Origin of the sequence: Xanthomonas sp. SS, from assembly GCF_014236835.1 — a bacterium.
Taxonomy (GTDB): Bacteria; Pseudomonadota; Gammaproteobacteria; order Xanthomonadales; family Xanthomonadaceae; genus Xanthomonas_A.
Genome location: NZ_CP051190.1, coordinates 971,801 through 992,413 on the forward strand (window position 1 = coordinate 971,801; position 20,613 = coordinate 992,413).

Annotated in this window: 18 protein-coding genes; 5 read left to right on the top strand and 13 right to left on the bottom strand. The window is 70.8% G+C overall.

Annotated elements, in window-relative coordinates; all coding sequences use genetic code 11:
- Positions 1 to 48: 48 nt before the first annotated feature.
- Positions 49 to 288, bottom strand: coding sequence for a helix-turn-helix domain-containing protein (locus HEP74_RS04125; RefSeq protein ID WP_145703540.1), 240 nt, complete (start codon positions 286 to 288; stop codon positions 49 to 51).
- Positions 289 to 491: 203 nt separating this feature from the next.
- Here HEP74_RS04125 and HEP74_RS04130 point away from each other — a divergent pair, with 203 nt between their 5' ends.
- The 3 genes from HEP74_RS04130 to HEP74_RS04140 are packed head-to-tail and all read left to right on the top strand — an operon-like array spanning position 492 to position 3,140.
- A complete protein-coding gene (locus HEP74_RS04130; RefSeq protein WP_185815311.1) occupies positions 492 to 689 on the top strand; it encodes a zinc-finger domain-containing protein in 198 nt (65 codons plus the stop codon).
- An 11-nt stretch (positions 690 to 700) separates the two neighbouring features.
- Positions 701 to 1,813, top strand: a complete 1,113-nt coding sequence (locus HEP74_RS04135) for a glycosyltransferase (RefSeq protein ID WP_185815312.1) — start codon at positions 701 to 703, stop codon at positions 1,811 to 1,813.
- Complete coding sequence (locus tag HEP74_RS04140; RefSeq protein ID WP_185815313.1) at positions 1,794 to 3,140, top strand: O-antigen ligase family protein; 1,347 nt, start codon at positions 1,794 to 1,796, stop codon at positions 3,138 to 3,140. The genes HEP74_RS04135 and HEP74_RS04140 overlap by 20 nt, the downstream gene beginning before the upstream one ends.
- A gap of 541 nt (positions 3,141 to 3,681) precedes the next feature.
- On the opposite strand, the gene HEP74_RS04145 is transcribed toward HEP74_RS04140, so the two are convergent.
- Complete coding sequence (locus HEP74_RS04145; protein WP_185815314.1) at positions 3,682 to 4,626, bottom strand: LpxL/LpxP family Kdo(2)-lipid IV(A) lauroyl/palmitoleoyl acyltransferase; 945 nt, start codon at positions 4,624 to 4,626, stop codon at positions 3,682 to 3,684.
- A gap of 119 nt (positions 4,627 to 4,745) precedes the next feature.
- On the opposite strand from HEP74_RS04145, the gene waaA reads away from it, so the two are divergent.
- On the top strand, positions 4,746 to 6,065 hold the full coding sequence (gene waaA / locus HEP74_RS04150) for a lipid IV(A) 3-deoxy-D-manno-octulosonic acid transferase (RefSeq protein ID WP_185815315.1): 1,320 nt from the start codon (positions 4,746 to 4,748) through the stop codon (positions 6,063 to 6,065).
- A gap of 234 nt (positions 6,066 to 6,299) precedes the next feature.
- Here the strand turns inward: waaA and HEP74_RS04155 are convergent, their stop codons facing one another.
- From HEP74_RS04155 to HEP74_RS04165, 3 genes are all read right to left on the bottom strand, one after another.
- Entirely contained in the window at positions 6,300 to 7,664 is a 1,365-nt protein-coding gene (locus HEP74_RS04155; RefSeq protein ID WP_185815316.1) for a TolC family outer membrane protein, read from the bottom strand.
- 18 nt (positions 7,665 to 7,682) lie between these two features.
- Complete coding sequence (locus HEP74_RS04160; RefSeq protein ID WP_185815317.1) at positions 7,683 to 8,342, bottom strand: protein-L-isoaspartate O-methyltransferase family protein; 660 nt, start codon at positions 8,340 to 8,342, stop codon at positions 7,683 to 7,685.
- Between the two features lie 129 nt (positions 8,343 to 8,471).
- Positions 8,472 to 9,131, bottom strand: a complete 660-nt coding sequence (locus tag HEP74_RS04165) for a TetR/AcrR family transcriptional regulator (protein WP_185815318.1) — start codon at positions 9,129 to 9,131, stop codon at positions 8,472 to 8,474.
- 249 nt (positions 9,132 to 9,380) lie between these two features.
- Between HEP74_RS04165 and HEP74_RS04170 the strand changes: the two genes are divergently transcribed.
- Positions 9,381 to 12,398: a ligand-binding sensor domain-containing diguanylate cyclase gene (locus tag HEP74_RS04170; RefSeq protein ID WP_185815319.1), complete on the top strand. Its 3,018-nt coding sequence runs from the start codon at positions 9,381 to 9,383 to the stop codon at positions 12,396 to 12,398.
- Between the two features lie 38 nt (positions 12,399 to 12,436).
- On the opposite strand, the gene HEP74_RS04175 is transcribed toward HEP74_RS04170, so the two are convergent.
- From HEP74_RS04175 to HEP74_RS04210, 8 genes are all read right to left on the bottom strand, one after another.
- Positions 12,437 to 13,366 carry an IS110 family transposase gene (locus HEP74_RS04175; protein ID WP_221893159.1) on the bottom strand — a complete coding sequence of 310 codons (930 nt, stop codon included), beginning with the start codon at positions 13,364 to 13,366 and terminating at the stop codon, positions 12,437 to 12,439.
- Positions 13,367 to 13,739: 373 nt separating this feature from the next.
- Positions 13,740 to 14,831 (bottom strand): 3-isopropylmalate dehydrogenase, encoded by a 1,092-nt coding sequence (leuB, locus tag HEP74_RS04180; RefSeq protein ID WP_185815321.1) that lies wholly within the window; start codon positions 14,829 to 14,831, stop codon positions 13,740 to 13,742.
- Positions 14,821 to 15,399, bottom strand: coding sequence for a 3-isopropylmalate dehydratase small subunit (leuD, locus tag HEP74_RS04185; protein WP_185815322.1), 579 nt, complete (start codon positions 15,397 to 15,399; stop codon positions 14,821 to 14,823). Before leuD ends, leuB begins: the two co-directional genes overlap by 11 nt.
- Entirely contained in the window at positions 15,399 to 15,572 is a 174-nt protein-coding gene (locus HEP74_RS04190) for a hypothetical protein (protein ID WP_185816766.1), read from the bottom strand. Before HEP74_RS04190 ends, leuD begins: the two co-directional genes overlap by 1 nt.
- Positions 15,569 to 16,984 (bottom strand): 3-isopropylmalate dehydratase large subunit, encoded by a 1,416-nt coding sequence (leuC, locus tag HEP74_RS04195; protein WP_185815323.1) that lies wholly within the window; start codon positions 16,982 to 16,984, stop codon positions 15,569 to 15,571. Before leuC ends, HEP74_RS04190 begins: the two co-directional genes overlap by 4 nt.
- A 36-nt stretch (positions 16,985 to 17,020) precedes the next feature.
- On the bottom strand, positions 17,021 to 17,803 hold the full coding sequence (locus tag HEP74_RS04200; protein ID WP_185815324.1) for a class I SAM-dependent methyltransferase: 783 nt from the start codon (positions 17,801 to 17,803) through the stop codon (positions 17,021 to 17,023).
- A gap of 4 nt (positions 17,804 to 17,807) precedes the next feature.
- The gene (locus tag HEP74_RS04205) at positions 17,808 to 19,367 is read right to left on the bottom strand and encodes a 2-isopropylmalate synthase (RefSeq protein WP_185815325.1); all 1,560 of its coding nucleotides are present in this window, start codon (positions 19,365 to 19,367) and stop codon (positions 17,808 to 17,810) included.
- Positions 19,364 to 20,470 carry a threonine dehydratase gene (locus HEP74_RS04210; protein WP_185816497.1) on the bottom strand — a complete coding sequence of 369 codons (1,107 nt, stop codon included), beginning with the start codon at positions 20,468 to 20,470 and terminating at the stop codon, positions 19,364 to 19,366. Before HEP74_RS04210 ends, HEP74_RS04205 begins: the two co-directional genes overlap by 4 nt.
- Between the last annotated feature and the right edge of the window lie 143 nt (positions 20,471 to 20,613).

Here is a 20,613-nt window from a genome sequence, read left to right on the forward strand (position 1 = left end):
CGTTTGCGCAGGATCGAACGTGGCGCCACAGCGGGCGCCGCAGCGCGCTCAGGCCAGGCGCTTGCCTACCGGCAGCGGCAGGCTTTCGTGGTCGCCCTGGTTCAGCTTGGACGGCTTGCCGGTCAACAGCACATAGGCATCGACGCCGGTAAGTTCGGCAATCTTCAGCAAATGCCGGGCATTGGGAACGGAACGATTGTTCTCCCAGTGACCCAGGGTGCTATGCGCCACGCCCAGCAAGGCCGCCAGTTCGCGCAGCGTGAAACCGGCATTGCGCCGCGCCTGCATCAATCGCACACCTATATCCACGGGACACCTCAGAGCGGCATGGTTGCGCCGCGTCCCCCGAGCATAGTGGATGTCATCGCTTGGCATCAAGCCGACAGGAAAGGACAAACTCGGGACAGGACCGGCGCCGCGTTCCCCGGCCCGGCGCGCGCCTGGGGCGGGCTGCTAGAATTCCCCGTCTCCTCCCGCCGTGTCCCATCGCCATGAGCCATATCGCCACCGCGCCCGCCAATGCAGAGAAGCGCTACACCGTGCACCGCGCCGACCTGCCGCTGAGCTGCCCGACCCCGGAGATGGCGTTGTGGAACTCGCATCCGCGGGTCTATCTGCCGGTGGACGAAGAACCCAGCCACGAGGCCCAGTGCCCCTACTGCGGCGCGGTCTTCGTGCTGGTCGACTGACCGCCGGGTCGATGCACCGCCTGACCGTGGTGCAGCTGCTGCCGGCGCTGGAGTCCGGCGGCGTCGAACGCTCCACCCTGGAAATCGCCGCGGCGCTGGTCGCGGCCGGGCATCGCGCGCTGGTGGTGTCGGCCGGCGGCCGCCTGCTGCCGGCGCTGGCCGCGACCGGCGCCGAGCACATCGCGCTGGACATCGGCCGCAAGTCGCTGCTGAGCCTGCGCCATGTGCCGACGCTGCGGCGCCTGTTCGTTCGCGAGCGAGTGGACATCGTGCATGCGCGCTCGCGGCTGCCGGCCTGGCTGGGGTGGCACGCGCTGCGCGGGTTGCCGGCGGCGCAGCGGCCGCGCTTCGTCACCACCGTGCACGGACTCAATTCGCCCAGCCGCTACAGCGCGATCATGGCCCGCGGCGAGCGCGCGATCTGCGTGTCGGCCACGGTCCGCGACTACGTGCTGCGCCACTACCCGCAGACCGACCCGGCGCGGCTGCGGGTGATCCCGCGCGGTATCGACCCGGCGCAGTTCCCGCGCCGGGCGCAGCCCGATCCGGCCGCGCGCGCCTGGGCCGCGAGCGAGGCGCCGGCCACCGCCGGCAGCGGCCCGCTGCTGCTGTTGCCCGGCCGCGGCACCCGCCTCAAGGGCCACGCCGATGCACTGCGCTTGCTCGCCGCGCTGCGCACCGAGGGCAGCGATGCGCGGCTGTGGTTGCCCGGCGCGCGCGAAGCCGGGCGCGAGGCCTACCTGCAGGAGTTGGAAGCCGAGGCCGCCGTGCTGGGCATCGCCGACGCGATCGCGTTCACCGCGCCCACCGCGCGCATCGCCGAGGCCTATGCCGCCAGCGATCTGGTGCTGCAGCTGTCGCGCAAGCCGGAAGCGTTCGGCCGCACCGTGGTCGAGGCGCTGGCGGTGGGACGGCCGGTGCTGGGCTGGGCGCACGGCGGCGCCGGCGAACTGCTGGCGCAGCTGCAGCCGTCCGGTGCGGTTCCCGCGTTCGATCCGGCGGCCCTGCACGCGGCGGCGGCGCGCCTGCTGGCGCAACCGCCGGCACCGCCGGCGCAGATCCCCTACACGCTGCAGGCGATGCAGCACGCGACCCTGGCGGTGTATGACGAACTCCGGCGCTGATTCCTCCCTGCTCGCGCCGCTGACGTCGGCGCGCAGCGAACGCTGGGCCCCGGTCTGGGTGCTGGCGTTCGTGGCGCTGTGGCCGGCGCCCGGCCTGGCCGCGGGCGTGCTCGCGCTGGGCGCGCTGGCGACCCTGGCGCGGCTGCTGCACAGCCGCTTCCGCGGCGGCGCCAGCCTGCTCAGCGGCCCGGCGTGGGCGCTGACCACGCTGCTGTTCCTGAGCTACTGGTTGCCGCAGCCGCTGTCGGCGCTGGATGCGGTGGACGTGCCGCTGGCGCTGCGCGAATCGGCGGTGGACCTGCGCTTCCTGCCGTTCCTGTGGCTGGTGGCGATGGCGGTGGCGACGCCGCGCGGCCGCCGCACCACCTTCAACGGGCTGGCGATCATCGCCGCGATCTGGACCGTGGATGCGCTGGCGCAGGCGCTGTGCGGCACCAGCCCGCTGTTCTGGTCGATGGACCAGCTGAAGTGGGCGATCAACCACCACGGCCTGTGCACGCCGCAGGAAATCGCGCTGGCCGACCGCCTTAGCGGCGTGTTCGGCCCGTGCAACCTCAAGTTCGGCCAGGTGCTGGCCAGCCTGTCGCCGTTCCTGCTGTTCGCGGCCGGGCGCCGCGGCGGCGCCTGGGGCTGGCTGCTCGCCGCGGCGGCGGTGGGGGTGGTGCTGGTGCTGGCCGGGTCGCGCGCGTCGTGGATCACCTACGCCCTGGTGCTGCTGCTGTCGGGCTGGCGCCTGCTGGGCCTGCGCCGGATGCTGGCGCTGGGCGTGGCCGCGGTGCTGGTCGCCGGCGTGCTCGGCGCGCTCTCGCCGCAGGTGCGCGAACGCTTCGCGCGCACCACGCTGGCGCTGAGCGGGCGCCCGGCCGACGTGAACGCGGCGCTGGCCGGGCGCACCCAGATCTGGGACGCCTCGTGGTGCATGATCCGCCAGCATCCACTCAACGGCGTCGGCGTGCGCGGCTTCCGCGAGGCCTATGTGGCCTGCGACCCGGATCCGGCGCATGGCGGCGCCTGGGGCCGCGAGCCGGCCTTCCACGCCCACCAGATCGTGCTCGAAGTGCTCAGCGAGACCGGCGTGATCGGCTTGCTGCTGTGGCTGGCCGGCGCCGCGCAGGCGTGGCGCGCCTGGCACTACGCCTCGCCACAGGCGCGCGAACGGGCACGGCCGGCGATGCTGGCGTTGCTGGTGACGGTGTTCCCGTTCAACACCCACCTGGCGTTCTATTCGTCGTTCTGGGGCTCGCTGGCGCTGATGCTGGTCGGCCTGTATGCCGGTGCGCTGCTGGCCGAGGAGCGCGACGCCGAGGGCGCTGCAGGAACTCTATAGTCCCTCTCCCACCGGCGACCGAAGGAAGTCCCGTGGGAGAGAGGGGTTGGGGTGAGGGTCCGGCGCGCAAGCGACTCGCGGAGTTGGGTGCACGAGGCTTCGCCCGTACCCTCATCCGCCCCTGCGGGGCACCTTCTCCCGATGGGAGAAGGGAGCAGCGCTAGCCCCTCTCCCACCGGGAGAGGGGTTGGGGTGAGGGTCCGGCGCGAAAGCGACTCGCGGAGTTGGGTGCACGAGGCTGCGCCCGTACCCTCATCCGCCCCTTCGGGGCACCTTCTCCCGATGGGAGAAGGGAGAAGCCGGTAGCCCCTCTCCCGTCGGGAGAGGGGTTGGGGTGAGGATGCGGCGCGAAAGCGACTCGCGGAGTTGGGTGCACGAGGCTGCGCTCGTACCCTCATCCGCCCCTTCGGGGCACCTTCTCCCGATGGGAGAAGGGAGCAGCGCTAGCCCCTCTCCCGTCGGGAGAGGGGTTGGGGTGAGGGTACGGCGCGAAGCGTCTCGTGGATCTGAGCGCGAGGCCGCACCCGTACCTACATCTCGCTCAATCGCGCTCGTAGAACGTACTGCGGCCGCCGGGCTGGCGCTTGAAGCGGCGGTGGATCCACAGGTATTGCGCCGGCGCTTCGCGCACCATGGCCTCGATCGCGGCATTGACCCGCGCGGTGTCGGCGACCATGTCCTGCGACGGGAAATCCTTGAGCGGCGGGGCGATGCGCAGCACGTAGTCGGCGCCTTCGCGGCGGTGGAAGTACGGCACCACCGCGCAGCCGGTCAGCCGCGCCAACTGGTGGGTGGCGGTGATGGTGGAGGCGGGCATGCCGAAGAACGGCACGAACACCGTGTCCTTGCCGCGCATGTCCTGGTCCGGCGCGTACCACAGGAAGCCGCCGCGCTTGAGGTGGCGCACGCTGCCGCGCAGGTCCTCGTTGGCGAACATGGCGATGGCGTAGCGCAGGCGGCCGCGCTTGACCGCCCATTCGAACACCGGGTTGCGGTGGCGGCGGTACATGCCGGCCAGCGGCACGTACTGGCACAGCAGCCGGCCGCACATCTCCAGGGTCATGAAATGGCCCGACACCAGCAGCACGCCGCGCCCCTGCGCCTGCAGCGCGCGTAGGTGCTCCAGGCCCTCGATGCGGGTGCGGCGGCGGATCGGGCCGATGCTGCCCCACCATGCGCGCGCGAACTCGAACACGCCCACGCCCAGCGCATCGAAGCTGTCGTGCAGCAGGCGCGTGCGCCAGGCCTCGCCCTGTTCGGGGAAGCACAGCTTCAGGTTGACCTCGGCGGCATGGCGGCGGCTGCTGGCCAGGCGCAACGCGATCCAGCCGACGCCGCGGCCGAGCGCGCGTTGCAGCAGCCAGGGCAGCCGCGCGATGGCCACGGCGATGCCGAGCAGCAGCCAGGTCGGCCAGTGCCGCGGCGAGCGCGGCGGCGGCGTGGCGGTGGTGGCGGCGGACGGAAGAGCGGGGGTTGGATCGGACATGCGCCAAGTTTAGCCGGGAGCGGGCAGCGCGGCATTGGCGCGGCACGGCGGCGTCTCCGCTTGGTGACCACGGTCGCGATGTCTGCCGCCTGCGCGACGCAACCCGCTATGCTTTCGCGATGCGCAACGATTTCATCGAACGGCTGCTGCGCGGCCTGTACTCGACCGTGCTGTACATGCTGCTGCCGGTCACCGTCTATCACCTGGTCTGGCGCGGGTTCCGCGTGCGCCAATACTTCCAGCGCTGGGACGAGCGCTACGCCTCGTATCCGCAGGCGCGCGGGCGGCCGCGGGTGTGGCTGCACGCGGTGTCGGTGGGTGAGGTCAACGCCGCCGCACCGGTGGTCAACGCGCTGCGCGCGCAGCGCCCGGACATCCGCTGGGTGATCACCACCATCACCCCGACCGGATCGGAGCGGGTGCGTGCGCTGTGGGGCGATGCGCTGGACCACGTCTACCTGCCGTACGACGTGCCCGGCAGCGTCGGCCGCTTCCTGCAGCATTTCCGCCCGAGCCTGGCGCTGATCCTGGAAACCGAGCTGTGGCCGAACATGCTGTTCGGCTGCCGCGACCGCGATATCCCGGTCTACGTGCTCAACGCGCGGCTGTCGGCGCGCTCGCTGCGCGGCTACCGCCTGCTGCGGCCGTTGATCGGGCGCGCGCTGCGCACGGTCACCTGCGTGGCCGCGCAGTCGCAGGCCGATGCCGAACGCTTCATCGAACTCGGTGCCAATCCGCAGCAGGTACGCGCGCTGGGCAACCTGAAGTTCGACATCGCCGTGCCCGCGCAGTTGCCGCAGTTCGTCGCCGCGTTCGGCGAACGCGTGGCGGCGACCCGGCCGGTGTGGATCGCCGCCAGCACCCACGAGGGCGAGGAGGCGGCGGTGATCGAGATGCACCGGCAACTGCGCCGGCACTGGCCGGACCTGCTGCTGCTGTGGGCGCCACGCCATCCCGAGCGTTTCGCCAAGGTCGAGGCGCTGGCGCGCGACCAGGGCTGGCGCGTGGCCACGCGCCGTCAGCAGCAGTGGCCCGGCGCCGAGGACAGCGTGTTCGTGATCGATACGCTGGGCGAATTGATGATGTTCTACGCCTGCGCCCAGGTCGCCTTCGTCGGCGGCAGCCTGCAGCCGATCGGCGGGCACAACCTGCTGGAGCCGGCCGCGGTCGGCACGCCGTCAGTGAGCGGGCCGCACCTGCACAACTTCGCCGAGATCTCGCGGCGCATGCGCGAGGCCGGCGCGGTGGCGATCTGCGAAGACGCCGCAGGGGTCTGTGCGGCGCTGCACGAATTGCTCGGCGACGCGGCCGCGCGCGCGCGCATGGCCGAAGCCGGCTGCGCGCTGGTCGCCAACGGCCGCGGCGCGCTGCAGCGCGCGCTGCAACTGATCGCCGAGCATCTGCCGCCGCTGGCGCACGACGCGCCGGCGAACGAGTAGCGCGGTTTCGACGCGGGCATTGCAGTTGGCTGCGCGTTGTAGGAGCGGCTTCAGCCGCGACAGGATCTATCGGTAACGCCGTCGCGGCTGAAGCCGCTCCTACAAGTGGCATCCTGATCTCGATCGGAAGTCCCTGGCGCCATCAGGCGTTCCTTCCACCCTTACGCCGTCCCCAAGCAAAAACGGCGGACCCGAAGGCCCGCCGTTCGCGGTAGCGCAGTTGCCGGCGCAGCGTTACTGCGTGCTGCTGGCGGAATTGAGCTTGGATTCGGCGCTCTGCGTCAGCAGCGCGTTGATCGACTGCACTTCGGCCACGTCCAGCGAGCCCAGCGCCTGGCTCAGCAGCAGGCGGTTCTGCAGGAAGTTGTAGCGCGACTGCGCGTAGTTCAGCTGCGCCTGGTACAGGGTGCGCTGGTTCTGCACCACGTCCAGCACGGTGCGCGTGCCCACTTCCAGGCCGACCTGCGAGGCGTCGTACGCGGCCTGTGCCGAGACCACCGCCAGGCGCCGCGCCTCGATTTCGCTGATGCCGGCGACGACGGTCTGGTAGGCGTTGCGGGTATTGCGGTCGAGCGCGCGCTTCTGCTGCTCGAATGTGTCCTGGGCGATGTCGCGCTGCGACAGCGCCTGGCGCACCGCCGACTGGGTCGCGCCGCCGGCGAAGATCGGGATGTTCAAGGTCAGGCCGATGACGTTGCTGTCGCTGCGCGGCGAGTTGCTGCCGGACACGCCGTCGCCCCAGCTCGCATCGCGGCCGACGCTGGCCGACAGGTTCAGCGTCGGCAGGTGGCCGGCGCGGGCGGTGGAGACGTTGTCTTCGGCTTGCTGCACTTGGTACTGGTAGGCGCGCAGCGACGGGTTCTTGTCCAGCGCCGAGGCGATCAGGCTGTCGATGTTGCCGCTGTCGGCCGGCAGCTGCGGACGGAAGTCCTCCGGCAGGCTGCGCAGGTCGTGCACCGGCTGCCCGGTGATCTCGGTCAGCGCCTGATACAGGTCTTGCAGCGAGTTGCGCGCGGTGATCGTGTCGGCGCGCGCCTGGTCGTATTCGGCGCGCGCTTCGTGCACGTCGGTGATCGGCGCCAGGCCCACTTCCAGGCGCTTGTCGGCATAGTCGAACTGCTTCTTGGCGGCGGCTTCGTTGGTTTCCGCGGCGACCAGCGACTCGATCGCGACCAGCACGTTGAAGTAGGCCGCCGAGGTGCGCACGATCAGGTCGTCGTTGGCCGATGCCAGCGTGTAGTCGGCGGCCAGGCTGCGTGCCTTCTGCGCGCGCAAGGTGGAGAACTGGGCGAAGTTGACCAGCGTCTGCTGGCCCTGGATCGCGTAGCTGCGGCTCTTGCCGGTGCCGGCCAGTTCGCCGGTGCCGCGCTCGATCTCGTTGTGGCTGCGCTGCAGCGAGGCGGAGCCGTTGATCTGCGGCAGCAGCGCCGCGCGCGCCTGCACCGCGCCTTCCTTTTCGTACAGCCGGTTCGATTCCGCGCTGGCCAGCTGCGGGTCGCTATTGCGGGCCATTTCGTAGACTTGCAGCAGGTCCGTGGCGTTGGCGGCCAGCGGAAACAGCGCGGCGGCCAGCGCCAGAACGAGGGATCGGCGGATCATTGCGGCTTCCTTGATGGATCAGAATGTGAACTGGGGGACTGGCGCGGCGCCACGCAGGTAGTACGCCAGGTCGGTTTCGAACAGCGATTCCACGCGCGGCGCACCGGCATCGGCGTGGACCAGCACCGCGTCCATCACCGGGGCGCGGCCGCGGACCGCGAACAGGCGACCGCCGGGCCGCAGCCAGGCCAGGAACTGCGCCGGGATCTCGGTGACCGCGGCGGTGACGCAGACCACGTCGAAGCGGCGCTCGCTGTGCCAGCCGAACGCGTCGGCGGTCTCGATGCGCACGTTGCTGCCCAGCCCGGCGGCATCCAGGTTGGCGCGCGCGGCGGCGGCCAGCGCCGGCTCGATCTCCAGGCTGACCACCTCGCGGCCGAGCTCGCCCAGGCAGGCGCTGATGAAGCCGCTGCCGGTGCCGATCTCCAGCACGTCCTCGCCCGGTTGCAGGTCCAGCGCCTGCAGCATGCGCCCTTCGATCACCGGCTTCATCATGTACTGGCCGTGCCCCAGCGGGATTTCCAGATCGGCATAGGCCACCGCGCGGTGGCTTTGCGGCACGAAGGTCTCGCGCGGCAGCCGCGCCAGCACGTCGAGCACGCGCAGGTCGAGCACGTCCCAGGGACGCACCTGCTGTTCAACCATCGTTTCGCGGGCTTGGGAATAGTCGATCGTCATCTGGGGCATCCAACGCGGTGGGTCGCGCATTTTAGCCGGCGCGGGGGCCGTGCGTATGCTGCAGCATCGCCGCAGCGGTGCCGCCGCGCGCAGTGCCGGAAGTCATCGGGCCGCCCGGCCGGCGCGGACTCAGCGCGCCGCATAGGCGCGCAGGAAGAAATCCACGCTGGCCTCGACATGGGCCTGGATCCGCGCCCGGCTGGGGTCGCGGCACAGGCCGCACATCATCAGCGAGTGCAGTTCACCCTTGATCAGGCAGAAGAACTGGGAGGCGGCCAGGCCCAGGTCGGCAATCTCCAGCTCGCCCGCCGCCACGTGCGCCTGCAGCAACTGAGCCAGATCCTGCTGGGTGCGTTTGGGACCGGCATTCCAGAACATCTCGCGCACATGCTCGTCGCCGGTGCCGGGGGCGAGCATCATGCGGTGGGTGGCCATCGCCGCCTCGCTGCTGATCATCGCGAAGAAGGCCAGGCCGATCTCCACCAACTGGGCGCGCAGCGGGCCTTTCAGCGCATGCCCGAACAGGTCGTCGGGCAGCAGCGCCTGGCACTGCGCGCGCACCGCCTCGGCGAACAGGGTCTCCTTGTCGCCGTAATGGCTGTAGACGGTGAGCTTGGATACCCCGGCGCGGGCGGCGATGCCGTCCATGCTGACCCCGCCGAAGCCCAGCTCGGTGAACATGTGCTTGGCCGCGTCCAGGATCGCCGCACGCTTGCCCATGTCCTTCGGACGGCCCGGTCCGGCGGCGCGGGAAGAGGCTTTGGGGGAGAGAACGGGTTTGCTGACCATGACGGCAATACTAGACCAGTCGGTTCGATATTTATACTACACCGTTAAGTTCACTATTCAGGATGTCAGCCGTGCCGGCCGCCGATCGAACGGATCGGTGCGCCTGGCATTGGGCTGAGCGGCGTCATGGACTGCCGCCGTTCGGCAATGTGAGGAACGTCCTGACATCGGCGGCGAACATGTAGTGATAAATTGGCTTCTCGTGCGGTTTGGAGACCGCGTGCTGCCGAGGGCATGATTCGGGAAGCAATGGAGCAGGGGGACCGGCGTCACACAACCATCGGCAGCGCGTCTGCGCTGCGCCGACGCCTGCGCGGGCGCATCGGTTTGTTCCTGATGCTGCTGTGCGCCTGCTGCGCGGCAGGGTCCGCTGTGGCCCAGGCAACGCTGCCGGTGACCGCGCGCAGCATCACCGACCGGCCGACGGTGGTGCGCTGGACGATGGACGAAGGCCTGCCGCACAACCTGGTGCATGCGCTGGCGCAGGACCGCGACGGCTTGCTCTGGATCGGCACCTGGGAAGGCGTGGCGCGCTTCGATGGCCGCGCCTTCACCGTGTTCGACCGGCAGAACACCCCGGGCATGGAGATGTCCGGCGTGTTCGCGATCGTGCCCGAACGCGACGGCGGGGTGCTGGTCGGCACCGCCTACGACGGCGTATTTCGCTACGCGGGCGGCACCTGGGAGCATCTGGGCGATGCGCTTGCGCAGCGGCTGCAGGTGGCGTCGATGCTGCGCGCCCGCGACGGTGCGTTGTGGGTCGGCAGCGAGGACGGCTTGTTCCGGATCGAGGCCGATGGCCGCCTGAGCGCGGCCGGCGCCGCCGCCGGGCTGCCGAAGACGCGGGTGGCGGCGTTGCTGCAGCAGGCCGATGGCAGCGTGCTGGTCGGCACGGCGCACGGATTGTTCCGCCTCGACCCGGCCACGGGCCGCGCGCGGCGTTGGGGCCGCACGGAGGCGATGCGCACGGCGCCGATACGGCGGCTGAGCCGCGACCGCGACGGCGGGTTGTTGGTCGCCGGCGACGCCGGCGTGTTCTGGCTGCACGCCGACGGCGCGCTGCAGTGGTTGCGCCAGGGCCAGCGCGTGGATGCCGCATTGCAGGATCGCCAGGGCCAGTTGTGGACCAGCCTGTCCAGCGGCCAGTTGCTGCGGCGTTCGTCGAGCGGGGTCAGCGAGGAGATGCTGTCGATCTCCGGCGTGGTCAGTCCGGCGCTGATCGAGGACCGCGAAGGCCTGATCTGGGCCGGCAGCACCGACGGCCTGTTCCGCGTCGCTATGGGCGATGCCGGCGGCCTGACCCGGCACGACGGTCTCGGCGGCGACTACGTGCGCGTGGTGCAGCAGAGCGCCGATGGCGCGGTCTGGATCGGCCATGCCGCCGGCCTCGATCGCTGGCAGCACGGCCGCATCGCCACGTTGCGCATCGCCGCCGCCGGCCGCGATCCGTCGGTGCTGGCGCTGGTCGCGGCCAACGATGGCGGCATGTGGGTCGGTACCTACAACCAGGGAGTCCTGTTGCTGGCGCCCGACGGTGCGGTCCGGCAACGGCTCGGCGTCGAGGCCGGCATTCCTCAGGCCATGGTGCGGGCGTTGTTGCAGGATGCGGACGGCGGGCTGTGGGTCGGCAGCAATGCCGGCCTGGCCTATCGCAACCGTGGCCGCACCCGCCTGTACACCCTGGCCGACGGGCTGCCGGCGCTGCAGGTGCAGGCGCTGTACCGCGATCGCGCCGGCGTGCTGTGGATCGGCACCAGCGACGGCATCGCGGCGCTGTCGGCCGACGGCACGCTGCGCCGCTGGCCGGCCGGCGCCGCGTTCCCCGCGCATAACGCGTTCGATTTCCTGGAGGACGTCGACGGCGCGCTGTGGATCGCCAGCGACCGCGGCCTGCTGTGCCTGCGCAACGGCCGCTTCCGCATCTACGACCATCGCGTCGGGCTGCCGCGCGACAAGCTGTTCCGGGTCATCGACGATGGCAAGGGGCATCTGTGGGTGACCAGCAACCAGGGCGTGTTCCGCATCGCCCGCGACAGCATCGCGCAACTGGATGCCGGCCGTCGCGCGCAGTTGGCGGTGGACGTGGTCGATCGCAGCGACGGCATGCCCGGCAGCCAGGGTAACGGCAGCAGCGCGCCGGCCGGCTGGCTGAGCCGCGACGGCACCTTGCTGATCCCGACCTCCGCCGGCCTGGCGCTGATCGACCCGGCGCTGCCCAGCCGGCATTCGCTGCGCGCACCGGCGGTGGTGATCGAGCGGCTGCAGGTCGATGGCCGCGAGCAGCCGTTGCGCGCCGAGTACCGATTGCCCGGCAGCGTCGGCCGGCTCAGCGTCGACTACGCCGGACTGAGCTTCCGCTCGCCGGACAAGATGCGCTACCGCTATCGCCTGCATGGCTTCGATCGGCAGTGGATCGAGGCCGGCAGCAGCGAGGAGGCGGTCTATACCAACCTGCCGCCTGGCGACTACCGGCTGGAAGTGCAGGCGACCACCAACGCGATGGACTGGTCGCGCAGCGATCTGGTCGGGCGCGCTTCGCTGCAGTTGGACGTGGTGCCGCCGTTCTGGCAGCGCGGTCCGTTCGTGGTGATCGCGGCGATCGCGTTCAGCGGCCTGCTGCTGTGGTGGTACCGCGGCCGCAGCAATCGCTACCTGCGCCGCCAGCGCCGGCTCAACCGCATCATCGCCGAGCGCACCCACGAACTGCGCGCGAAAAACCTGGCGCTGAAGCTGGCCGATTTCGAACGCGAGGAGCTGGTGCGCAAGCTCGCCTACCAGGCCGGCCACGACGCGCTGACCGGTCTGCCGAACCGGCGCACCGCCGATCCGCACCTGACCGCGGCGCTGGAGCATGCACGGGCCACGCAAACGCCGCTGTGCGTGGCGCTGCTAGACATCGACAACTTCAAGCGGATCAACGATCGCCACGGCCACGAGATCGGCGACGAAGTGCTGCGCCGGGTCGGCGAGGTGCTGCGCGCCACGCTCGGCGAACAGGCCTTCGCCGCGCGCCACGGCGGCGAGGAGTTCCTGCTGGTGCTGCCGGGACTGGACCGCGAACAGGCGCGGACGCGGCTGGACGATCTGCGTCGCCGCGTCGCCGCGATCGTGGTCCACGACGTCGATGGGCGCACCGTGCAGTGCACGGCCAGCGTCGGTTTCGCCTGCGTCAGCCCGGCGCTGCAGAGCCGGCGTGAATTGCTGGTGCTGGCCGACCAGCGCCTGTACCAAGCCAAGCACGAAGGCCGCGATCGGGTGATCGGCTAGGGCGCAAAGCGCAGGTGCACCCATGTAGGAGTCAACTGTCATGCAGCAGCAATGGCAGGAGGTGCGTACGGTGCTCGATCGCGCGCGATGGCATTGAGCCAGCGCAGGTATTTGTGCATGCAGGCCACGATGGCGACCTTGGCGGGTTTGCCTGCGGCGGTCAGGCGGGCGTAGGTGTGTGCCAGCGGGGAGCCGGTGCGGATCGAGGCCCAGGTGGCCATGTACAGCACCCGCCGCACGTCGGCGCGTCCGCCCTGGATGCGGCGTTGGCCGCGCCAGCGGCCGCTATCGCGATTGAACGGCGCCAGCCCGACTAGGGCGACGATCTTGCGCGCAGGCACGGTGCCCAGTTCGGGAAGCCGCGCGGCCAGGGTGGCGCGCAGGATCGGACCGAGCCCGGGCAGTTTGGGCAGATCAGAGCAGGCCGCCCCCGCCCGTGCGATCTGTCGGGACACCTCACGGATACGCTGCTGCAGCAGCGCGATCACCTGGAGCCACTGGTCGCGCACCGCCTCGCAGGTCACGTGCTCCAGGCACCGGCGCTGCGCATCGCGCTGGGCAACCAGGGTGCTGCGCAGGTGAAGCAGTTCGCGCAGCGCCTGCAGCGGTGCAGGGAGCACCGCGGTGGGCTGGGCGTGGATGCACTGGGCCGCCATCGCCAGCAAGCGCGCATCCAGGGCATCGGTCTTGGCCTTGAGGCCCAACGCGTGCGCCAGCGCCCGGGGGCGATGGGCAGGCAGCCGGACCGCGGGCAGGCCGGCCTGCGTCAGCGCCTGCAGCACGGTCTGTTCGTAGCCGCCGCTGGCTTCCAGCACGATCCGCTCGCATCCCATCGCGGCCAGGCGTTCGGCCAGGCAGGCGCGCCCCTCGGGTGTATTGGCCTGGGTCCAGGCCCACCCGTCCGGCAAGACATGCATGGCCAGTTCGGCCTTGGAAACATCGATCCCGACAAAACGCTGCATGGACATAGACGTTCTCCGCAGTAGACTCAGGGACGAGAGATCTCCTGCCGATGCCCATGCTTGTAGGTTCGAGCTCGCAGCTCAGGCAACTGTTCGGGCTTTGGGGGCAGGAGAATCGGAGTGCGGCGGCCCTGACTCCTACTCGTGCTCATGAGGCACTGCGACTTAGCGGCCTGCCGCACTCCGCTCTCACCTCAACGATATACCCGCGTTAGACACAAGCGGCTTCAGCCGCGACACACAGCACGGCGAGCCTGCGGCGCGGAATCCTGTCGGGGCTGAAGCCCCTCCTACAGGAGCGATCCGCGCCGCCCGATGCGCGAGCGTTCGGCCGCTGCCTACCCGCGCAGCGGCCGAACGCAGTGACCAATCCCACTACCTACTCCTGAATCTCGGCCGGCACCGATCCATGCGCCTGCAACTGCTCCACCACCGCGCGCGCGGCCGCGTTGGTGGAAATGCCATGGCCGGGGGCGGCGAGGTCGGCGGTGAAGGCGTGCGCGTTGAGCGCGGCGTCCACGGCCTGCTCGATCGCCTCGGCTTCCGCGTCCAGGCCCAGCGAATGGCGCAGCAGCAGCGCGGCGCTGAGGATGGTGGCGTAGGGATTGGCGATGCCCTTGCCGGCGATGTCCGGGGCCGAGCCGTGGATCGGCTCGTACAGGCCGATGCGGCCTTCGCCCAGCGACGCCGACGGCAGCAGCCCCAGCGAACCGGCGAGCATCGACGCCTCGTCGGTGAGGATGTCGCCGAACATGTTCTCGGTGACGATCACGTCGTACTCGCGCGGCTTGGCCAGCAGGTGCATGGCCATCGAATCGACCAGCTGGTGCTCCAGGCGCACGTCCGGGAATTCGTCGCGGCCGATGCGCGTGGCCACGTCGCGCCACAGCCGCGAGGTCTCCAGCACGTTGGCCTTGTCCACCGAGGTGACGTGGTTGCGGCGCTGCTGGGCCAGGCGGAACGCGCTGCGCAGCACCCGCTCGATCTCCTCGACGCTGTAGCGGCACAGGTCGCTGGCGTCGGTGGCGGTGCGGGTCTTGTCGCCGAAATAGATGCCGCCGGTCAGCTCGCGCACCACCACGATGTCCACGCCGGTGAGCAGGTGCGGCTTGATCGGCGAGGCGTCCAGCGCCGCCGGATGCGGCTTGACCGGGCGCAGGTTGGCGAACAGGCCCAGGCCGCGGCGGATCGCCAGCAGGCCTTGCTCGGGGCGGATCTTGGCGTTGGGATCGGACCACTTCGGCCCGCCGACCGCGCCCAGCAGCACCGCGTCGGCCTGCTGGCAGGCGGCCAGCGTCGCCGCCGGTAGCGGCTCGCCGTGGCGGTCGATGGCGATGCCGCCGATGTCGTGCTCGTGGAACTCGAACGTGTGCTGGTAGCGGCGGGCGATGGTGCGCAGCACCGAGACCGCGGCGGCGGCGACTTCGGGGCCGATGCCGTCGCCGGGCAGGACGACGATGTCAGCGTGCATGGGTGGTCTCGTACTGTTCGATGGCGGGTTGGCGCAGCAGCAGGTAGCCGAGTTCGTCGACGCCTTCGAGCAGGCAGGTCTGCGAGAACTCGTCGAGCGGGAACGGATAGACGCGGCCGTCGGGCGTGCGCAGTTCGCGCGCGGCCACGTCCACGGTCAGCGCGTCGTCCGGGCGCTGCATCAGGGTCTGCACGTCGGCCTCGTCCAGCACGATCGGCAGCAGCCCGTTCTTGAGGCTGTTGTTGCGGAAGATGTCGGCGATCTCGCTGCTGACGATGGCGCGCAGGCCCAGGTCGGTCAGCGCCCACGGCGCGTGTTCGCGCGAGGAGCCGCAGCCGAAGTTGCGCCCGGCCAGCAGGATCTGGCGGCCGGCGTTCTGCGGCTGGTTGAACGCGAATTCCGGGTTCGGCGTGCCGTCGGCCTGCCAGCGCCAATCGTTGAACGCGTTGCGGCCGAGGCCGGCGCGCTCGGTGGTGGACAGGAACCGCGCCGGGATGATCTGGTCGGTGTCGATGTTGGTCTGGCGCAGCACCACGCTGGCCGAGGTGAGGGCGGCGAATCCGGCCATCAGCAGGTCTCCTGTGACACGGTGGCGGTGGCGTCGGGCAGCGTCGCCGGCGGCAGCGCCGGAGTGGGGACGTGCGGCGGCAGCAGCGGCTTGCCGCGATGGGCGAAGGCGCGGGTAGTGGCGGCGACGAAGGTCAGCGTGGCCGCGAGCGCGGCGATGTGCGGCACCATCACGCGACCTCCGCGAACAGCGTGCGCGGGTCGCTGACCTTGCCGTTCACCGCGGCCCAGGCCGCGGTCATCGGCGACGCCAGCAAGGTGCGCGAGCCGGGACCCTGGCGGCCTTCGAAATTGCGGTTGCTGGTGCTCACCGCCAGTTGCCCCGGCGCGACCAGGTCGCCGTTCATCGCGATGCACATCGAGCAGCCGGATTCGCGCCACTCGGCGCCGGCCGCGCGCACCACCTCGTGGATGCCCTCGGCCTCGGCCTGGCGCTTGACGATCTCCGAGCCCGGCACCACCAGCATGCGCACGTTCGGCGCGACGCGGCGGCCGCGCAGCACCTGCGCCACTTCGCGCATGTCGCTGAGCCGGCCGTTGGTGCACGAGCCGACGAACACCACGTCCACCGGGGTGCCGATCAGCGCGTGGCCCGATTCGAAGTGCATGTAGTCCAGGCCCTTCTGCGCGGCCGCGTCCTGCGCCGCCGGAATCGGCACGTCCACCGCGATCGCGGTGCCCGGGTGGGTGCCCCAGGTCAGGGTCGGGCGGATCTCGCGCGCGTCGATGCGCACGTCCACGTCGAAGCGCGCGCCCGGATCGCTGCGCAGCTGCGACCAGCGCTGCACCGCGGCGTCGAACTCAGCACCCTTGGGCCCGCGCGGCGTGTTCGCCATCCAGTCGAAGGTGATCTGGTCCGGCGCGACCATGCCGGCGCGCGCGCCGGCCTCGATCGACATGTTGCACAGGGTCATGCGCTGCTCCATGTCCATCGCCTCGATGGTGGAGCCGCGGTACTCGAGCACGTGGCCGGTGCCGCCGTTGACCCCGATCACGCCGATGATGTGCAGGATCACGTCCTTGGCGCCGACGCCCGGCGCCAGCGGCCCGTCGACGGTGATCGACATGGTCTTGGCCTTGCGTTGCAGCAGGCATTGCGTGGCCAGCACGTAGCCGACCTCGCTGGTGCCGATGCCGAACGCCAATGCCCCGAAAGCGCCATGCGTGGAGGTGTGGCTGTCGCCGCAGACGATGGTCATGCCGGGCTGGGTGAAGCCCTGCTCGGGCGCGATCACGTGCACGATGCCGCGGTTGTCCGAGGCCATGTCGAACAGCTCGATGCCGTAGTCGGCGCAGTTGCGCGCGAGCATGTCCACCTGCGCTTCGGAGGCCTTGGTGTAGTACGGCAGCTTGCCGTCGGCGCCGCGCGGCAGGGTCGGCGTGGAATGGTCCATCGTCGCCTTGGTGCGGTCGGGACGGCGCGGCGCCAGCCCGCGCGCCTTCAGTTCGGTGAACGCCTGCGGCGAGGTCACCTCGTGGATCAGGTGCAGGTCGATGTACAGCACCGCCGGGGCGGTGCCGCTTTCGGGGACGACGACATGTGCGTCCCACAGTTTGTCGTACAGGGTGCGGGGGGCTGGGTTCATTACCGATAACCTTGCGTGGGTCTGGAACGTGCGGGCTCAGGCGTCGGCCTGGGCCGGTACCATGGCGTGGAAGCGCAGGCGGACGTAGTCGGCGCTCCAGCGGCCGCGATCGTCGCACAGCGTTGGCGTCAGCAATGCGACGGCAGTAGCGAGAACGTCCTGCCGTGTCGTGGCGTTCAGGCCGACCAGAAACGGGTCGGCGAAGGTGCGCAGCCAGCCGGCCATGCCGGTCGGCAGCGGCGTGGGCCGCGGCAGCAACGCGATCTGCAGCACTTGGAATCCATGCGCCTGCAGGCGCTGCGCATAGGCGTCGGCGCTGGGGAAGAACCAGGCGAACGCTGTTGCCGGCGCGCCATGCAGGCGCAGCGCCGCATGCAGCGCGGTGACGATCGCCGCCACGTTGCCGTGGCCGCCGAATTCGCCGACGAAGCGACCGCCCGGACGCAGCGCGCGGCGCACGCCGCCGAGCACGAGGTCCGGCTCGCGCATCCAGTGCAGTGCGGCATTGCTGAACACCGCATCGAAACGCTGCTCGAACGCCAGCGCATGGCCATCCAGCACCTGCGCGTCCACGCCGCGTGCGCGTGCGGCGTCGACCAGTTCGGGCGATGCGTCCACGCCGAGCACCTCGGCGCCGCTGGCCGCCAGTTTGGCGGTCAGCACGCCGTCGCCGCAGCCCAGGTCGAGGATCCGCTCGCCCGGCTGTGGTGCCAGCAGCTCCAGTACCGGCGTGCCCAGTGCCGGCACGAAGCCGGCATCGTCGGCATAGCCCTGCGCGTTCCAGCGTTGGCCGGCGGCGGGCACGATGGTTGCGCTCATGTGCTCAGGCGGCCGCGGTGGCGGCGCTGGCATGCGCGCCCTGGCGCTGGCGCAGCACGCGGTTGGCCACGTCCAGCCAGGCCAGCGCGCTGGCCTCGATGATGTCGCGGCTGGTGCCGCTGCCGTCGTATTCGATCTCGCCGTGGCGCACGCTGAGGTTGGCTTCGCCGCGCGCGTCGGCGCCGATGCCGACGCTGTGCACCTGGTAGCTGTCCAGGGTCAGCTGCACGCCGGTGGCCGCGGCCAGCGCGGCGAACAGCGCATCCACCGGGCCGTCGCCTTCGGCGCGCTCGCTGACCCGCTGGCCGTCCGGATCGGACAGCTCGACCTGCGCGCTGGCGCGCTGGCCGCGGTCGCTGACGGTCATCGACGACAGCCGGTAGCCCTGGCTTTCCGGCGCGTCCTGCATCATCGCCTGCAGGTCGGAGTCGTTGACCACGCGCTGCTGCTCGCACAGCGCCTTGAACGCCTCGAACGCCAGGTTCAGTTCGGCCTCTTCCAGCACGTAGCCCAGCGCGCGCAGGCGCTGCTCGACCGCGGCGCGGCCGCTGTGGCGGCCCAGCACCATCTGCGAGGATTCCCAGCCCACGTCTTCCGGACGCATGATCTCGTAGGTGCCGCGGTGGCGCAGCATGCCGTGCTGGTGGATGCCCGACTCGTGGGCGAAGGCGTTGCCGCCGACGATCGCCTTGTTGCGCTGCACCGGCATGCCGACCAGCCGCTGCAGCAGCTGCGAGCTGGCGACGATGCGCTGGGTGTTGATCGCGGTGTCGATCTCGTAGAACGCGTTGCGCACCTTCAGCGCCATCGCGATCTCTTCCAGTGCGCAGTTGCCGGCGCGCTCGCCGATGCCATTGATGGTGCATTCCACCTGCCGCGCGCCGCCTTCCACCGCGGCCAGCGAGTTGGCCACGGCCAGGCCCAGGTCGTTGTGGCAGTGGGTGCTGAAGATCACCCGCTCGGCGCCGGGCACGCTGGCGATCAGCCGCGCGAACATGCCGCGGATCTCTTCCGGCGTGGTGAAGCCGACCGTGTCGGGCAGGTTGATGGTGGTGGCGCCGGCGGCGATCGCCACCGCGGTCACTTCGGCCAGGAAGTCTTCCTCGGTGCGGGTCGCGTCCTCGGCCGAGAACTCCACGTCGTCCACGTACTGGCGCGCCAGCGACACGTGTTTGCGCACCGATTCCAGCACCTGCTCGCGGCTCATCCGCAGCTTGTGCTCGCGGTGCAGCGGGCTGGTCGACAGGAACACGTGCAGGCGCGGCTTGGCCGCCGCCTCCAGCGCGCGCGCGGAGGTCTCGATGTCGGTGGCCAGGCAGCGCGACAGCACCGCCAGGGTCGGCTCGCGCAGTTCGCGGCCGATCAGCGCCATCGCCTCGCGGTCGGATTGCGAACTGGCCGGGAAGCCGGTCTCGATGATGTCCACGCCCAGCTCGGCCAGGGCGCGCGCCATGACCAGCTTCTGCGGCGGGGTCATGCTGCAGCCGGGGGATTGCTCGCCGTCGCGCAGGGTGGTGTCGAAAATGCGGATGCGGGGGGTCTGGGAAGAAGGAGAAGTGTTCACCAGATGGTTTCCTCTACGGCGGCGGTGGCTGGCGGATGGGAGAGCGAAGACGCGGGGCGAGCGGGAGCGGGCGGGGCGGCGGCACGTTGGTTGCGAAGTCGCTCGGCATTGCGGCGGCGCGGCTTGCGTGGCGCGCGTGGGCGCACCTCCGACAGCAGTGTCGCCAGCACGCCGGCGTCGATGTTGCCACCGGACACCACCGCGCATTTGCGCTTGCCGGAGACGCGGCGCCCGGCCGCCAGGGCCAGCGCGCCGGCGCCCTCGGCGATGACGTGCTCCTCCAGCGCCAGGCGGACCAGCGTTTCGCGCAGTTCCGCCTCGCGCACGATCACCACGTCGTCGAGCAGGCTGGCGCACAGCCGGCGGGTGATGAACCCGGGGATTTTAACCTTGACGCCGTCGGCCAGGGTGGGCACCGGGTCGATCGCGCGGATATCGCCGCGGATCGCCCGCGCCATCGAATCCACGCCCTCGACCTGCGCGCCGACGATGCGCACGCCCTGCGAGCGCAGCGCCAGGGCCACGCCGGAGGCCAGGCCGCCGCCGCCGATCGGCACGATCACCACGTCCGGGGCGTGCGCGGCCAGCTCGATGCCGACCGTGCCCTGGCCGGCGATCACGTCCGGGTCGTCGAACGCGGACAGGAAGCGGTAGCCGTTCTGCTCGGCCAGTTCGCGGGCGAAGGCGTAGGCTTCGTCGTAGCTGTCGCCGTGCTGGCGCACGGTGGCGCCCCAATGGGCGACGCCGGCGATCTTGGTCTGCGGCGCGCCGTGCGGCATCACCGTGATCGCCTGCACACCCAGGCGGTGCGCGGCCCAGGCCACGCCCTGCGCATGGTTGCCGGCCGAGGCGCAGATGATGGTGCGCTCGTCGCCGCGCTCCAGCCCGGCCAGCAGCGCATTCAGCGCGCCGCGCACCTTGTAGGAGCCGGTGCGCTGCAGGTTCTCCAGCTTCAGCCACACGCCGAAACGCTCGGCGTAGTGCACCGGCGTCGGCGGCAGGTAGCGGCGCAGCCGCGCCTGCGCGGCCAGCACGTCGGCGACGCTGACCGCTACGTCGCCTACGTCGGGCTCCTGCAGGGCGGGGCGGCCGGTGTCAGGCATGAAGGGGCCGGGATTGGGGATTGGGGAGTAGGGATTCGACATGCGAATCCTGTGCCCGAAGAAGCGACCTCCGTGGAAGAAGACTCCTCCGCATCGTCGCCCGGCCCTGCCGCGCAGCCGGCATGAAGCCCGAGACCATGGAG